Source organism: Pseudomonas lurida (genome assembly GCF_002563895.1).
GTDB lineage: Bacteria > Pseudomonadota > Gammaproteobacteria > Pseudomonadales > Pseudomonadaceae > Aquipseudomonas > Aquipseudomonas lurida.
This window is the reverse complement of sequence record NZ_PDJB01000001.1, coordinates 3,216,946-3,232,523: the sequence shown is the minus strand read 5'-3', so window position 1 is coordinate 3,232,523 and position 15,578 is coordinate 3,216,946. Positions and strand designations below refer to the sequence as shown.

11 protein-coding genes are annotated in these 15,578 nt (G+C 62.2%); all 11 read right to left on the bottom strand.

Annotation, left to right across the window (positions count from 1 at the left end):
* Window positions 1–18 precede the first annotated feature (18 nt).
* Window positions 19–2,769 carry a malto-oligosyltrehalose synthase gene (locus ATH90_RS14525; RefSeq protein WP_098466588.1) on the bottom strand — a complete coding sequence of 917 codons (2,751 nt, stop codon included), beginning with the start codon at window positions 2,767–2,769 and terminating at the stop codon, window positions 19–21.
* Entirely contained in the window at window positions 2,766–4,850 is a 2,085-nt protein-coding gene (malQ, locus tag ATH90_RS14520) for a 4-alpha-glucanotransferase (RefSeq protein WP_098466587.1), read from the bottom strand. The genes ATH90_RS14525 and malQ overlap by 4 nt, the downstream gene beginning before the upstream one ends.
* Window positions 4,847–6,592: a malto-oligosyltrehalose trehalohydrolase gene (gene treZ / locus ATH90_RS14515; RefSeq protein WP_098466586.1), complete on the bottom strand. Its 1,746-nt coding sequence runs from the start codon at window positions 6,590–6,592 to the stop codon at window positions 4,847–4,849. Before treZ ends, malQ begins: the two co-directional genes overlap by 4 nt.
* 20 nt (window positions 6,593–6,612) lie before the next feature.
* Entirely contained in the window at window positions 6,613–8,166 is a 1,554-nt protein-coding gene (gene glgA, locus ATH90_RS14510; protein WP_080758271.1) for a glycogen synthase GlgA, read from the bottom strand.
* A 614-nt stretch (window positions 8,167–8,780) separates the two neighbouring features.
* Window positions 8,781–9,734: a D-2-hydroxyacid dehydrogenase family protein gene (locus ATH90_RS14505; RefSeq protein ID WP_098466585.1), complete on the bottom strand. Its 954-nt coding sequence runs from the start codon at window positions 9,732–9,734 to the stop codon at window positions 8,781–8,783.
* 26 nt (window positions 9,735–9,760) lie between these two features.
* On the bottom strand, window positions 9,761–10,762 hold the full coding sequence (locus ATH90_RS14500) for an alpha/beta fold hydrolase (RefSeq protein ID WP_098466584.1): 1,002 nt from the start codon (window positions 10,760–10,762) through the stop codon (window positions 9,761–9,763).
* Window positions 10,763–10,807: 45 nt separating this feature from the next.
* A complete protein-coding gene (locus tag ATH90_RS14495; RefSeq protein WP_098466583.1) occupies window positions 10,808–11,251 on the bottom strand; it encodes a YqaA family protein in 444 nt (147 codons plus the stop codon).
* The gene (locus ATH90_RS14490; protein WP_098466582.1) at window positions 11,248–11,694 is read right to left on the bottom strand and encodes a DUF411 domain-containing protein; all 447 of its coding nucleotides are present in this window, start codon (window positions 11,692–11,694) and stop codon (window positions 11,248–11,250) included. Before ATH90_RS14490 ends, ATH90_RS14495 begins: the two co-directional genes overlap by 4 nt.
* A gap of 109 nt (window positions 11,695–11,803) precedes the next feature.
* Window positions 11,804–12,262 carry an SRPBCC family protein gene (locus ATH90_RS14485; protein ID WP_098466581.1) on the bottom strand — a complete coding sequence of 153 codons (459 nt, stop codon included), beginning with the start codon at window positions 12,260–12,262 and terminating at the stop codon, window positions 11,804–11,806.
* A gap of 81 nt (window positions 12,263–12,343) precedes the next feature.
* On the bottom strand, window positions 12,344–14,338 hold the full coding sequence (locus ATH90_RS14480) for a methyl-accepting chemotaxis protein (RefSeq protein WP_034105041.1): 1,995 nt from the start codon (window positions 14,336–14,338) through the stop codon (window positions 12,344–12,346).
* A 134-nt stretch (window positions 14,339–14,472) separates the two neighbouring features.
* Complete coding sequence (locus ATH90_RS14475) at window positions 14,473–15,468, bottom strand: aldo/keto reductase (protein ID WP_098466580.1); 996 nt, start codon at window positions 15,466–15,468, stop codon at window positions 14,473–14,475.
* Between the last annotated feature and the right edge of the window lie 110 nt (window positions 15,469–15,578).

Sequence of the window (15,578 nt, the reverse complement as noted above, 5' to 3'; positions counted from 1 at the left end):
TGCTCCTCACAGAAAATTTCAGCTTTCTTGATCATCAGGATTGATAAAGACATTGACCGGGAAATCCCCCAGGGCAGTGCTGATCAACAGCTCCTTGTCTGGTGTGACTGCGCCTGTATGAAAAAGTCCCTTCCAGTTTTGAGTTGGTACGGCGAACGGTAATTTCACCCGCGTATCGCCCCAAACCTGCGCATTGATCTGGGGATGCACACCGTTTTCAAGCAGGTCATGCGACCAGCGTGGCACCACCACCAGCAGGCGTTTGCCTTGATGTTCGCGACAGAAAGCGACGACCCGTCCGGCGTGTGTGCCGACCACTTCCAGCGGCGTATAGGCGCCGTTGCGGAACAGCTCGGGATGGGCTTTGCGCAAGGCCAGTACCTGAGCGATCAACGCCTGCTTGATACGCCCGTCGCGCCAGTTGAACAGCAATTCGCCGATGTCGGGTGGGGTGTCCAACGCCTGTTGCCGCGCATTGAAATCCACCGGACGGCGGTTGTCCGGGTCCACCAGGCTGAAGTCCCAGAACTCATCGCCCTGGTACAGGTCCGGCACACCCGGCACGGTGATGCGAAGCAAGGATTGCGCCAGGCCGTTGAGCGCACCGGCGGGGGCAATCGCCTGGGCGGCGTCGCCGATGGCGCTGCGCAGTGCATAGCCTTCCTCGCTGAGCAACAGCCGTGACAGGAAGGCTTCGACGCCTTGCTCATACGCCTCGTTGGGCGCGCTCCAGCTGCTTTGCAATTTGGCTTCGCGCAGGGCTTTCTGCTGCCACTGCCACAGGCGCTGCTGATAGCCTTCAAAGTCAGCGCCCTGGTCCAGCGGCCAGCTGCCCAGCAGGACTTGGTAGAGAATCAATTCATCGCCGGCTGAGGGCGCGTTGGCATCGACCCGCAATGGCGCGGCGAGGGTGCGCCAATGCTCCACCTGCTCGACGTACCACGGCGCGCACTCACTGAGCACGGCCAGGCGCGCGCGGGTGTCTTCACCGCGCTTGTGGTCGTGGGTGGCGGTGGCCAGCAGGTTGTCCGGGAAGGCCTGCAGGCGCTGCTGGTTGACCTCGTGAAAATCAGCCAGTGGTGCGCTGAATTGCTCAGTACTGAAGCCGACGTCGTTGCGCGACAGCAACACCGCCGAACGATAGAACGCGGTATCTTCCACGGCCTTGGCAGCGGCGGGCGAGGTCAGCTGCTGGAAGCGCACGCACGCATGCTTGAGGATCTTGCGCTCACGGCCCACCGGGCGATTGCGCCAAGGCTGCCCACCCAGCCAGTTTTCCAGGTGCTCCAGTACCGGCCAGTCGCCTTCGCCCAAGGTCGTGCGAGCGCCGTCCATGGCCTGCTGGAAGACCGTGTCGTCGGCAGCACTGCGGCCGCGCGCGCTGATGTAGGTGCGGTACACCGGGAAGTGCACGATCAATTCCTGCAACGCCCGGCGGATGGCGCCGAGGGTCAGGTCACGGGTCATCACATCGTCGCGGGCCACTTGCAGCAGGGCCTGGGCCACGCTTTCAAAATCGCCGCCGAGGGAGCCATTGAGGATCTGCTGGCGTGCCAGCCGTGCTTCTTCGATAAACGCCGAAGGTCGTTCGCTGTGGTGGGTCCACAACTCGGCCAAGGGCGCGAAGCCGTCCGGGTGATGTTGCAGCAGCGACAGCTGGTTCATGAATTCGTAGCCGGTGGTGCCGTCTACTTGCCAGTCTTCACGCAGGGTTTCGCCTTCGCCGAGGATTTTCTCGACGAAGATCGGCAAATGCCGCTCGGGGGACAACGCATCCACGCGACGGCGTAGCTTGCGGCAGTAACCGCGCGGGTCTGCCAGGCCGTCGATATGGTCGATGCGCAGGCCATCCACCAGGCCTTCGCTGATCAGTTCGAAAATCTTGCCATGGGTGGCTTCGAACACTGCGGTGCGCTCTACGCGCAGACCGCCGAGTTCGTTGACATCGAAAAAGCGACGCCAGTTGATGTCGTCCGCCGCCGTGCGCCAGCTGGCCAGGCGATAGGCTTGTTGTTCCAGCAGGTGGTGCAAACGCTTGAAACCTTCAGGCTGGCGCCCGTCGAAGGCACTCAAGCGCTGCTCAATCGCAGGCATTACCTCAGTGGCGCGCTCGGCCAGCGCTTGCTTGAGCCACGCCGCTTCATGGTAGGCGTCGTCCTGGTAGGCGAGGGCACCGAAGCGCTCGGCCAGCGGCTGGAGCAGCGCGTCATTGCCCAGGATCGCTGCGTAATCCCTTGGGCAGATGGGGAAGCGGTGTTCGTAATGCTCGACGTAGAACGTGCCGTGGCCGGCATCGAACTGCAAGGTCAGGGTGCCCGTCTGCAGGGCTTCGCCGTAGTCACTGCCGAGGAACGGCATCAGCAACTGACCCTTGAGCAAAGGATCGGGCGAATGCCACTGGATATCGAAGAACTCGCTGTAGGGGCTCATTCGCCCCCATTCCAGCAGGTCCAGCCACCAGGGGTTGTCGGCACCGCCCACGGCCATATGGTTGGAGACGATATCGAGGATCAGGCCCATGTCGTGTTCACGCAACGCGGCAACCAGGCGGCGCAGGGCCGGCTCACCGCCGAGTTCCGGATTGACGCTGGTGGGGTCGACCACATCGTAGCCGTGCATGGAGCCGGCCCGGGCACTGAGCAGTGGCGAGGCATACAGGTGGCTGATCCCCAGCCGGGCGAAATACGGCACCAGGGGCACCGCATCGTCGAGGGTAAAACCTTTATGGAATTGCAGGCGCTGGGTAGCGCGCAGGGGCAGTGCTTTCATCGGTCACGCTCATAGGCTTGGTTGCGCGCGACGGCCAACAGTTCGAGGCGGCGGGCGGCGCCGGCATTGTCGAGCAGGCTGGACGCCTCACCCGGCAGGCGGCGGCGCCAATTAGGATGGGTGTCGGTGGTGCCAGGCAGGTTGGCCTGCTCTTCCACGCCGAGGGCGTCCTCCAGCGGCAGCAGCACCAGGGGCGCGCGAGTGTGGCCCAGGTAGCGCACGCTGGCGTCGATCATATGGTCGGTTTCATTGCGAATTTCTTCGACGAAGTTCTGCGGGTCCTGGCTCAAGGCCTGGCGCAGGGCCTGGCGTTCGCGCAGGCGGTGCTCACTCCATTGCTCCACGGTCGGCGCATCGATCAGGCCCAACTGAATGTTCCAGTCGATATCGCGGCTGTGCCACCAACCGTTGAGGGTGGGCAAGTCGTGGGTGCTGGTGGTGGCGAGGGCGTCGTCGGGCCAATCGAGGATCGGCCTGAACTGGCCATCGTGGTTTTGCTCGAACAGCAGCACACGCATGCCCAGGATCGAGCGGGCGATCAGTTTTTCGCGCAGGCCATCCGGCACTGTGCCCAGGTCTTCACCGAGAACGATGGCCTGGTGACGGTGGGATTCCAAGGCCAACAGCCGCAGCAGGTCGTCCACCGGGTAATACAGGTAGGCGCCTTCCTTGGGCGAGGCGTCCATGGGGATCACCCACAGGCGCTGCAGGCCCATCACATGGTCGATACGCAAGCCGCCCGCATGCGCGAAGTTGGCACGCAGCATCTCGATGAAGGCCCGAAAGCCATGGCGCTTGAGGCCTTCGGGGGAGAACGCGGATATGCCCCAGCCCTGGCCGGCACGGTTGAGAATGTCAGGTGGCGCACCGACGGTGAGGTTGGCGAGCAATTCATCCTGGCGGCTCCAGGCTTGGCTGCCACCGCCGTCGGCGCCAACGGCCAGGTCGGCGATCAAACCGACGCCCATGCCACTGCCGCGCGCGGCTTGTTGCGCGCGCTCAAGGCACCGGGCGATCAGCCATTGGCTGAAGGCGAAGTAGCCGATCTCATCGCGGTTGTCTTCGGCGAACTGCGCCAGGGCCGGGCTCTGCGGAGTGCGCCAGTCTTCAGGCCAATGACGCCAGTCGAGGTCTTCACCCGCTGCTGCGCGGGCCGCTTGCACGGCTTCGAAGCGGCAGTGGTTTTCCAGGGCTTCACCGCCGGCCTGACGGAAGCTCTGGAAGTCGGCGTGTTGGGGGTGGTGACCGTGGCGGAAGTCTTCATAGAGCGCACGCAACAACCGCTGCTTGGCCTTGGCGGCAGCCGGCCAGTCGATCAGGCTGTGTTGCTCCAGGTCGTGCAACTCGTCCGCAAGCCCGCTTGCCTCGATGGCATTGCGCACTTCGCGTTCACCGAGGATGCAGCCCGGCGAGGCGTACAGACTGTTGAGGAACAGCCGGCTGGACGGTGAATAGGGGCTGTAGCGCCCGGTGTCGGCGCTGAACATTGCGTGCATCGGGCTGATCGCCAGGGCTTCGGCGCCACGCTCAGCCGCTGAACGCGCCAGGTGCTCCAGGGCCAGGGTGTCGCCAAAGCCGCCATCGCCCAGGCGACGCAGGGCATACAGTTGCGCGCTCAGGCCCCAGGCGCGCGCGGGCTGGGTGTCGACCGCTTCGGCGACGCTGTAGCAGTGCGTCGGCGCGACGGCCAGGGTGAAGGTCTGGTCAGCGATATGCACCTGGTGATAGCCGAGGGCAATGACGCCGGGCATGACGGCGTTGCCGTCGAGCCGCAGTTCCAGGGTTTCGCCGTCTTCGAGGCTGACCCGACACGGGGTGTCCGGTTCGAAGTAACGGGCCAGGTCCAGGCCTTCTCCGCTGTCGATCGTCAGCAGGGGAGGCAGGTGTTTATCGTGTTGCACCTGCTCCAGTTCGAGCAGGCTGGCGTCAATCTCGGCATCCGTGTCGGCCGGGTGGCCCAGGCCTTTGAGAACGGCGCGCAAGGCGTCGGGTTTCACACGTTGCGGACGGCCGTTTGCGTCGATCCAATCGACGGCCAGGCCCGCTCGGCTGGCGAGGATTTCCAGGTTCGCTTCGCTCAAGGGTGCTCTCCAACAGGGGATAAGGTAACGCGTGCGCTGTACGGCGGCAGGTGAGCGCCAGCGTTGGCAGGCGTTTCAAAAAGAACAGGCGCCGTTGCCGGGCGGTCCAGGGGCGTGGTGCCCAGGTTGAGGTCGATCTGCAGCACGCTGCCATCGCCCAGGCGCCAGCGGGCGGTCACGGCACCCTCGGCCAAGACCTCGGCACCCAGGGCCACGCTGCCAGGCAAATGCGGCACGATGTGGCGGTGGCGCAGGCTCAGCAACGCGCGGTAAAGCTGGGTGTGCGCGTTTTCGTCGAAGCTTGGGGCTGTCTGCAAAAACGTCGGCAGGGCATTGGGGTCGGGGATGTGTTCGCGTCGCTCCGGGTCTTGGAACGCCGCGAAATCCTTGAATTCATTGCGTCGGCCTTCGCGCACCGCTTCGGCCAGTTCGCCATGATGATCGGTGAAAAACAGGAACGGCTCGCTGGCGTTGTTCTCATCGCCCATGAACATCATCGGGATCATCGGCGAGAGCAGCAACAGGGCGGTTGCAGCCTCCAATGCCTGCGGCGCGCAGAGTTGATGCAGACGCTCGCCCAGGGCCCGGTTGCCGATCTGGTCATGGTTTTGCAGGAACGCGACGAATGCGCTCGGCGGCAGGTGCGCACTGGGTTCACCACGCTCATGACCATGCCGCGTGGTATGCCCCTGGTAGATAAAGCCTTCGCCCAGGCAGCGGGCCAGCTTGGCGGTAGGTTCTTCGGCAAAATCGCGGTAATAGGCGTCGGTTTCGCCGGTCAGCAATACATGCAGGACGTTATGGAAATCATCATTCCATTGCGCGTCGAAATCGTGCTGCAGGAGGCTGGCCTGGTTAAGCTCGTTTTCCAGCGTCAGCCAGACGTGCCGACCCGCGTCCACCTGTTCGCGAACACGGTGAGCAAGTTCCTTGAGAAAATCCGGGTTATCGATGGCGTGCACCGCGTCCAGGCGCAGGCCGTCGAAGCGATACTCGAGCAACCACATCAGGGCGTTATCAAGGAAGAAGTCCCGGACTTCACGCCGATCGAAGTCGATACCCGCGCCCCATGGCGTGTGCACGTCTTCCTGGAAGAACCCGGTTGCGTACTGGCCCAGGTAGTTGCCGTCGGGCCCGAAGTGGTTGTAGACCACGTCGAGGATCACCGCCAGGCCATGCTCGTGGGCGCTGTCGATCAGGTGCTTGAGCTGTTCGGGAGTACCGTAGGAGGCTTGGGGCGCGTAGGGCAGGACCCCATCGTAGCCCCAGTTGCGATCACCGGGAAATTGCGCCAAAGGCATCAATTCAATCGCGGTAATGCCCAGCTCAGCCAGGCGTGGCAGGTGTTTCTCGATGCCGACATAGCCCCCCATTGCGCCGACGTGCAGTTCGTAGATGACTGCCTCGTGCCAGGGACGGCCTTGCCATTGGCTGTGACGCCATTGATAGGCGAGTGGGTCGACCACCACGCTCCAACCGTGCACATCCGAGGCCTGGGCCCTGGAGGCAGGGTCGGGTACATCCATCTCCCCATCGATATTGAAGCGGTAGCGCGTGCCCGCCGGGCACGCTATTTCTGTTTCGAACCAGCCTTCTGCCTGAGGCAGCATGGCGACGGACTTGCCGCTTTCCAATTCAACGCTGACATAAAACGCGTCTGGCGCCCACAAGGCAAAACGCGTGTGTTGCGCGTCCAGCATGATTGCGCCGTGGGGCCAGGTTTCCAGAGTCCGTAACGGCATCTATAAAAACCTCCCTTTGATTATTTAGCGGATTTCCCCAGTGCTTTAGCCACCAGTTGCTCATACAGTTCCGCGTAGGGTTCCACCGCCTGGCTCCAGTTGAACGGTTGGGTCATTGCCCGGCAGCGCATGGCGTTGAGCAAGCCCGGGAAGGCAAACACCTTGAACGCACGGCTCAAGGCTTCTTTGTAGCTGTCGACGGTGGATTCATTGAACAGAAAACCGGTCACACCGTTTTCGATAGTGTCTGCCAGGCCGCCGGTATTGCGTGCGACCGGGAGCGACCCAAAGCGCTGGGCGTACATCTGGCTCAGGCCGCAGGGCTCGTAGCGCGATGGCATCAGCAGGAAATCGCTGCCGGCGAACATGCGACGGGCATCGGTCTCGTTAAAGCCGATACGCACACCGATCTGGCCCGGGAAGCGCAGCGCCAATTCACGCATGGCGTTTTCTTCTTCCGGCTCGCCGCGGCCGATGATCGCAATCTGGCCACCTTGCTCTACGATAAAGCTGGCAACGGCTTCCGTGAGGTCCAGGCCCTTCTGGAACACCAGGCGCGAGACTACGGCGAACAGCGGGCCCGTCGAGTCATGGAGGCCGAACAGGTTGCGCACTTGTGCGGCATTCACTGCCTTGCCTTCCCAGTCGCCGATGTTGAAGTTGTGCGTCAGGTGCGGGTCGGTAGATGTTTCCCAGCTGTCTTCGATGCCATTGGGAATGCCGCTGAGCAAACCTTGCTGGGTCTTGCTGGCCAAAAAGCCATCCAGGCCGCAACCGAATTCAGGGGTGGTGATTTCCTGGGCGTAGGTGGCGCTCACGGTGGTGATGTGGCTGGAATACGCCATACCGGCCTTGAGGAACGACATCTTGCCGTAGAACTCCATGCCTTCCTGTTGCAGGGCATGAGGCGGAATGCCCAGTTCCGGCGTGGACGCCAGGCTCACTACGCCCTGATACGCCAGGTTATGAATGGTGAACAGCGTCGGGGTGCGTGACCCGCGCCAGTGCATATAGGCCGGCGCCAGGCCAGCGGGCCAGTCGTGGGCGTGCACCAGGTCCGGGCACCAGTGGATCTGTGCGAGGTTGGCGGCCATGTCGGCAGCGGCCAGGCCCAGGCGGGCGAAACGAATATGGTTGTCCGGCCAGTCGCGACCGTTGTTGGCGCCGTACGGGGTGCCTTCGCGCTCATAGAGCTCGGGGCAGATCAGTACATAGATGACCAGGCCGTCCTTGAGGTCCATGCGCCCGATCTTGCACGGCGGCAGCGCGGCGTGGCCACCCAGCTCACCGATGATATGGATCGGGTTGTCGCTTTCCATTACCTGCGGATAACCTGGAATCAGCACCCGCACATCGTGCAGGTGGGCCATGGCGCGCGGCAGGGCCGCCGACACATCGCCCAGGCCGCCGGTTTTCACCAGGTCGGCAAACTCGGAGGTCACAAACAGGACTTTCTTGCGATTAGGATTCTGACTCACGATCGGCCGCACAGTGCTGGGCAGGTCGGCCAACAGAGGCCCCCCTACCGATGGACTGACACGCTCTCCCTGAATATCTACAGCGGCACTGATCATAGTTCTCTCCCACATATTGGTAGGCTAATGGCCCGCTGCCATTAGCTCCGATGACCGCTTCCTGCGGCCAGGCGCACAAGCACTGTACAAACTGGCAAGGCGTATGCCAGTTGCACGGTTAGCTTAAAAAGATTGGATGGACGGGCAATTGGGGGTGATCCCTGTGCACTCGCCTTACCTTAAAACTGGACCTACGGCAGAGTTGGAAAGTTTCGATTTTTTGCGGGGTTTTTGTTTTGGAACGGACCCATCGGTCATGAGTCTAGGACAGATCCCAGCGCCTGTAGGGTTTTCATGGTTTTTTTGTAGGACAAAATACTTGTAACAAGAATGATGCTAGTTATTAGCACCCCTCCATCTTCAGCCGTGGCGGCAAGAATGGCGTGATGAACTGGCTTGCCGTGGTGAGCGGCCGATTGGCATGAGCGGGGGCGTGGTGGTGAGTAGGCTTGCGCCGCGCTGGCGTGCGATGTGCCCCCAAATGGGCTATTGCGGTGCACCACATAGATCGCGTTCGCATGATGTGGGGCAGCTTCGCAGCCCAACACGGGGCAAGCCCGCTCGCTAACAGGAGCCGGCTTGCCCTGTTAGGGGCGTTGCCCTTGATTGGTGCGTCAGCCTAGCGCCCGAATGGATGCGCCGTTGGCCCAGGCCTGAATATCCTCGATCATCTGTGCGTAAAACTGCCGGTAATTCTGCTCGCTCACGTACCCCACGTGCGGCGTGGCCAGCACGTTCGGCAATTGGCGGAAAGGATGATCCGCCGGCAGTGGCTCTTCGCTATATACATCCAGCGCTGCGCCCGCGAGGCGACCACTTTGCAGGGCTTGCACCAGCGCCTGCTCATCCACGATGGGCCCACGCGCCGTGTTGACCAACCGTGCGCCCGGTTTCATCCAGCCCAGCGCCTGGGCATCCACCAGTCCACGGCTGCGGTCGCTGAGCACCAGGTGCACGGTCAGGATGTCCGCTTGTTCGAACAGCGCCTGCTTGCTGACCCATGTAACTCCGGACTGGGCTGCGCGTTCCGGCGTGAGGTTTTCACTCCAGGCAATCACCCGCATGCCGAACGCCTGGGCAAACTGCGCGACCTTCTGGCCAATGCTGCCCAGCCCGAGAATGCCCAGGGTCTTGCCATACAGGTCGCCGCCCAGGCCCACTTGCCAGTTGCCGGCGCGTAGCGAATTGGCTTCGGCCACCAGGTTGCGCGTGGAGGCCATGATCAACGCCCAGGTCAGTTCCGGCGCGGCGTGTTTGTAGCTGTCGGTGCCGCATACCTGGATACCCAGGGCCTTGGCCGCGGCAATGTCGATCGCGGCGTTGCGCATGCCACCGGTCACCAGCAGTTTGAGCTTGGGAAGGCCTTGCAGCAGGGCCTTGTCGAAGGGGGAGCGTTCGCGCATCACGCAAATCACCTCGAACCCCTTCAAACGCTCGATCATCGTGGCGGTATCCGCCGGGTAATCGTGCAGGAAATGCACCTGGCCCACGGACTCGAGGACCGACCAATCCACCACGCCACTGGCCACATCCTGCCAATCATCAATGACTGCGATCTGTACCGACATTCACGAGTGCCTCGAAAAAGGTTGGGTTAAAGGGCGTTCAAACCCTGCAACAGCGCTGTGTGAAACTGGGCCGGTTCCTCCATTTGCGGTGCGTGCCCCAGGCCCGGGAACTCCACCAGGGTTGCATGGGGGATCAATGCGGCCACCTGCTTGCCCAACACGGCATAGTTGCCGAGCTTGGCCTTGACCGCCGCCGGCGCCACATCTTTGCCGATGGCCGTGTTATCGGCCGTGCCGATCAGCAGCAGCGTAGGCATCTGCAGGTGCTTGAACTCGTAGTACACCGGCTGGGTGAAGATCATGTCGTAAATCAACGCCGAGTTCCATGCGACCCGCGTATGCCCGGGGCCGTTGCTCAGGCCGGCGTACATGTCCACCCAACGCTCGTACTCGGGCTTCCAGCGCCCCACGTAATAGGTGTTGAGTTGATACTTGCGAATGCCTTCGGCGCTGACTTTCAGTTCGCGCTCGTACCACTGGTCAACAGTGAGCGACGGTACGCCCAAGGCCTTCCAGTCCTCCAGGCCGATGGGGTTGACCATGGCCAACTGTTCGGTTTGGTCGGGGTACATCAGTGCGTAACGCGTGGCGAGCATGCCGCCGGTAGAGTGGCCGAGGAGGGTGGCTTTTTGAATGCCGAGTTTTTCCAACAGTTGGTGAGTGTTGTTCGCCAGTTGTTGGAAGCTGTATTGATAGTGATCGGGCTTGCTGGAGGAACAGAACCCGACCTGGTCCGGTGCGATCACCCGGTAGCCAGCGTCGCTGAGGGCCTTGATCGAACCTTCCCATGTGGCGCCGCAGAAGTTCTTGCCGTGCATCAGCACTACGTTGCGGCCGTTTGGCTTGCCGTTGGCCGGCACATCCATGTAGCCCATTTGCAGGGACTTGCCTTGGGACTGGAACTCGAAATGCTTGAGCGGGTAGGGGTAATCAAAGCCTTGCAGTTCGGGACCGTAGGAGGCGGCGAACACCGGGACGGCAGTGGCCGCAAGCAGGCCGGCGACACAAAAAGCGCGGATCAGAGGCATTGGCAGGGCTCCGGGAAGGGTGGCTCGGATGCTGTTGCGAGGGGATTAAGTGGGGATTAACACCCACTGCAAGGCCACGGCGGCGAGCACGCCATATCGCACGCTTTTGGCCAGGGTGACCAGAAGCAGGAATCGCCACATCGGCTCGCGCATCACCCCGGCCACCAGCGTCAGCGGGTCGCCAATGATCGGCACCCAACTGAGTAATAACGTCCAGTGCCCCCAGCGCTCGTAATGGTTGCGGGCTTTTTCCAACTGCTTGTCGTTAACCGGAAACCAGCGGCGCTGCTTGAAATGTTCCACCCAGCGCCCCAGCCACCAGTTCACCACCGAGCCCAACACATTACCCAGCGTGGCAATCCCCAGCAACAGCCACAGGTTGTAATTGCCACTGAGCAGCAGGCCGACCAGCACCGCTTCCGATTGCAGTGGCAGTAGGGTCGCAGCGCCAAACGCCGCGAAGAATAATCCCAGATAGCCTGTGATCATTGCGCCGGGTATTCAGCCACCACGACATCGTTGCCTTCACGGGTGAGGCCGATGACTTGATACGCTTCGCTGCGGCCTTGCACTTCCATGCCCGGCGAGCCCATGGGCATGCCCGGCGCAGCAACGCCCAACAGGTCGTCGCGCTTGCGCAGGGCCAGCACCTGTTCGGCCGGTACATGGCCTTCAACGAACTTGCCGTCGATTACGGCGGTGTGGCACGAGCCCAGGCGCGGAGCCACGCCCAGGCGTTGCTTGACGGCACTCATGTCGGTTTCGACGTGGTCGTTGACTTCGAAACCATTGTTTTCCAGGTGGCTGATCCACTTTTTGCAGCAGCCGCAATTGGCGTCGCGGTGCACATCGATGGGGATCAGCTCGGCGGCCTGGGCGAGGGTGGTGGTGAGCAAGGCTGACAGCAGGGCCAGCCGAAATGGGGTTTTCATGGGGGACTCGCGTGCAGGAGATGGCCATTGGGTGGCGGCGATCATGACGGCGTCATCGCCGGCAAGCCAGTGCCTACGGGTAGGCGGGCGTGCCGGTAATGTTTCAAAGTTATACGAAGGGCGGGTTTTCCAGCCGATGCTTGAGCTGGCCCAGGGCAACTGCCGAGAGTTCAATCATGCGTTCATGCAAGGTGGCGAGTTGCAGTTCGGTTTCATAGGTCAACACGCGCTTGAACAGCGTGCCGCCTTGATGAGGCAACAGGAAATAGTGAATGGAGCCATCGACGGCCAGGGAGGTGAACACGGTCTTGAACTCGCCGGGGCGTCGGGCGATCTGCACACGGTAACTCATGGGTACACGCACACCCAGCAAGTCGATGAACTCGGTGAAGCGTGCGCCGGCCGGGAGTGGACCGCTGGTGCCGGTGTCGGCGCTGAGTGACGTGGGGTGCCATTCGTGCCAGCGATCCGGTTGGGTCACGTAGTCGTAAACGGCTTCGATAGGGGCCTGGATAAAGCGTTCCTGACTGATCCGCTCCAAGCGGACCGACTGCTCGGCTGCGCGCATGGCACACCTCCTGTGTGGCGTCTTCGAACTGTCAGAATAGTCCGACTCCCGCGCTTTGCACGGGAGTACACAGGCCTTTGATCAGCGGACTTTAAAGCGCCCCATCAAGGCAATCACCCGGCCATTGGCATCCAGCAGGCTCTGGGTATTGGTTTCAGTGGCATGGCCGCTCTGCACCAGCTCTTCGACCATTTGTCGGATCTGCACCATGCTTCGGTTGATCTCTTCGGTCACTGCGCTTTGCTGTTCGGCGGCCGTCGCGATCTGGGTGCTGAGGTTGTTGATATGGCTGACAGAGCCGGCCATCTCATCCAGCCCGGTATTCACCCGCGCCGTGGCATCCGCCGCCGACTGGCAGCTGGCCTGGGTGTTTTCCATGGCCGCGACCGAAGAGCTGACACCCGCGGTCAGGCGCGTGAGCATGTCGTTGATCTGCGATGTGCTGGCCTGGGTGCGGGCCGCGAGCGCGCGGACTTCATCGGCGACCACCGCAAAACCACGGCCTTGCTCGCCGGCACGCGCGGCTTCGATCGCGGCATTGAGGGCAAGCAGGTTGGTCTGGCCGGCAATCGCGCCGATCACGCCGAGGGTTTCGGTGATGCGTGCGGCGTCCTGGCGCATGTTCTCCACACTGTGGGTGGCGCTGGACACTTCACCGATCAAGGCGCTGACGCTGTTGGAGGCCTCGCCCACGACCACGCGGGAACGGTCGGCATGTTCGTTCGCGCGCTGGGTAAATGCAGCGGTTTCGGCAGCGTTTTGCGCAACGGTGTCGGCCGTGGAACTCATTTCGGTGATCGCGGTGACCGTCTGATCGGTCTCCGAGGCATGCCGCACCAGAATCTGGTTGGTGTGCGCCGAGGTCCGCTGCAGTTGCTCAAGGCTCGATGACATGGCACCGGTGGCTTGGGTGACTTCGCCGATCATGTTCTGCAGGTAGACGATAAACCGGTTCACCGAGTGACCGATGGCACCCAGTTCGTCTTCGGCGCGGATGGTGATACGCCGAGTCAGGTCGGCGTCGCCAGCGGAGAGGGCGTCGATATTGGTTTTCAGCGATTTCATGCGCTGCACCAGCTGGCGGATCGCATACACCGCGAGCAACACCAGCAGCAACACCATGGGGATTTGCAGCAAGGCGAGGGTGCCGAGCACGTCATCGCGCTGGGCAGTGATCAGCGAAGTGGGCAGGGCGGTGGCGAGGAACCACGGCGTGCCACTGATAGGGCGCATATAGAAGGTGCTGGCCACGCCCTGGTTGTCGAACTCGCTGCGCTGCAGCGCCTGGTCGCGCTGGGCCAGCGCTTTGCTGACCTGGCTGGCGAACGCCGAGGTGCCGGTGAGTTCGCTGATGTTCTTCAACACCACCGGGCCGCTGATACGCGTGCTGTTGCTGATGATCTTGCCGTCACCTTCGACGATCAGCATTTGCCCGCCGATGTCTTTCTCTTTACTGGCGACCAGGTCATTGAAGAAGCCCAGCGTCACGTCGATGGTGGCGACGCCGTAGGGAACGCCGTCGCGCTGGATGGCCATGGCGCAGTTGGTGCGTGGCTCCTGGCTGGCGTCGTCCTTGTAGGCGGCGGCCCAGGCGCATTGACCCCGGGGTGAAGCCAGGCCGCCCTTGTACCAGCTCTGGTCGTAATAGTTGGGGGCGGGGTCGCTGTTCCAGAAGGTATTGACGGCCAGCTTGCCCGAGGCATCACGGTGCCAGAACGTGCTGTGCTTGTTGCGCCCCGGCGTCCGCTGGTTGGGCAACGGCCAGATCCCGCCCCCGAAGACTTTCAGTTCGCCATACTGGTCGACCAGGCCCGGCAGTACTTTGTCGATGGCATCGCTGTCGAGCAAGGGGATGGTCTGGGTGATGGTGCGTTGCTGGGACTGAACCTTGTTCAGTTCGCCTTGGATCTGTTCGGCGACTTCCGCGATGCGGTTGAGCACCACCTGTTCTTCGGTATGGCGCAACGTGGGCGCGACCAACTGGCCGATACCCACCACGGTCAACACAAATAACACCAGGACGAACAGCACCAGAAACAGGGTATAGCGGGCTTGGATAGAGCGCAGTGTGGGCATGGGGCCGTCCTTACGAAGCGTTTATTATCGACGCGGCTTTGTTAGAGCTTCGTAGGGCTATCGGCTTGGGAAGGCGGAGCTTTAGGTACGTCCGTACAAGAAAAAGGAGCGCCGGGTGAGGGCGCTCCCTTGGTTCAGATATTCAGCATCGCCATCACGGCCTCGGGGTAGCGCAAGCCGGCGGTCGCCTCGACCGGAAAGATTGCGTCCAGTGCCGCCAGTTCCGCCTGGCTCAGGCTGATCGACACCGCCGCCGCGTTTTCTTCCAGGTATCTGCGCTGCTTGGTGCCGGGAATCGGAATGATGAACTCACCCTGCGCCAATACCCAGGCCAGCGCGAGTTGCCCGGCGCTGACGCCTTTGTCAGCGGCGAGTGCTTGCACCTGCTTCACCAGTTCGAGGTTTTTGTCGAAGTTCTCGCCCTGGAAGCGCGGGCTGAACCGACGGTAATCATCGTCACCGAAGTCGTCCGGGCTTTTCAGTGCACCGGTCAGAAAGCCACGGCCCAGTGGGCTGTAGGGCACAAACGCGATGCCCAGGCGCTGGCAGGCAGCGAGACAGCCGTTGTGTTCCTGGTCGCGACTCCACAGGGAGTACTCGCTTTGCAGCGCGCTGATCGGGTGCACTTTGTGGGCGCGCTCCAGGGTCGCGGCAGAAGCTTCGCTCAGGCCCAGGTAACGCACCTTGCCCTGCTGCACCAGTTCGGCCATGGCGCCGACGGTTTCTTCAATGGCGACATTCGGGTCGATACGGTGCTGGTAGTACAGGTCGAGGGTCTCCACGCCGAGCCGGCGCAGGGTGCCGTCGATGGCCTTGCGGATGTAGTCGGGACGGCCGTTCACACCCCGCAGGGCGGGATTGGCCAAGTCGCGCACGATCCCGAATTTGCTGGCCAGGAACACCTGGTCACGTTTGCCGGCGATGGCTTTGCCGATCAGTTGCTCGTTGGTGTGCGGCCCATAAATATCGGCGGTGTCGAAGAAGTTGATGCCCAGCTCCAGCGCGCGGTGCAAGGTCGCGGTGGCCTCGCGCGTGTCGCTGCCAGGCGTGTAGAAATCGCTCATGCCCATGCAGCCGAGGCCGATGGCTGAGACGAGCGGGCCGTTTGTTCCGAGTGGACGGGTGTGCATGGGTTCAGCTCCTTGGATGGGAAGGGCTGCATTGTTGCGCTCGACAAAAACGAGATAAACCGGCTAAAAGCACTAACACTATTCAGATTATCTAAACAATCCGTTCAGGG

Bases quoted from the DNA above. Each gene is read 5' to 3' on its own strand.
- ATH90_RS14525 (WP_098466588.1), bottom strand. From the start codon at position 2,769: ATGAAAGCACTGCCCCTGCGCGCTACCCAGCGCCTGCAATTCCATAAA.
- treZ (WP_098466586.1), bottom strand. From the start codon at position 6,592: ATGCCGTTACGGACTCTGGAAACCTGGCCCCACGGCGCAATCATGCTG.
- glgA (WP_080758271.1), bottom strand. From the start codon at position 8,166: ATGATCAGTGCCGCTGTAGATATTCAGGGAGAGCGTGTCAGTCCATCG.
- ATH90_RS14505 (WP_098466585.1), bottom strand. From the start codon at position 9,734: ATGTCGGTACAGATCGCAGTCATTGATGATTGGCAGGATGTGGCCAGT.
- ATH90_RS14500 (WP_098466584.1), bottom strand. From the start codon at position 10,762: ATGCCTCTGATCCGCGCTTTTTGTGTCGCCGGCCTGCTTGCGGCCACT.
- ATH90_RS14495 (WP_098466583.1), bottom strand. From the start codon at position 11,251: ATGATCACAGGCTATCTGGGATTATTCTTCGCGGCGTTTGGCGCTGCG.
- ATH90_RS14490 (WP_098466582.1), bottom strand. From the start codon at position 11,694: ATGAAAACCCCATTTCGGCTGGCCCTGCTGTCAGCCTTGCTCACCACC.
- ATH90_RS14485 (WP_098466581.1), bottom strand. From the start codon at position 12,262: ATGCGCGCAGCCGAGCAGTCGGTCCGCTTGGAGCGGATCAGTCAGGAA.
- ATH90_RS14480 (WP_034105041.1), bottom strand. From the start codon at position 14,338: ATGCCCACACTGCGCTCTATCCAAGCCCGCTATACCCTGTTTCTGGTG.
- ATH90_RS14475 (WP_098466580.1), bottom strand. From the start codon at position 15,468: ATGCACACCCGTCCACTCGGAACAAACGGCCCGCTCGTCTCAGCCATC.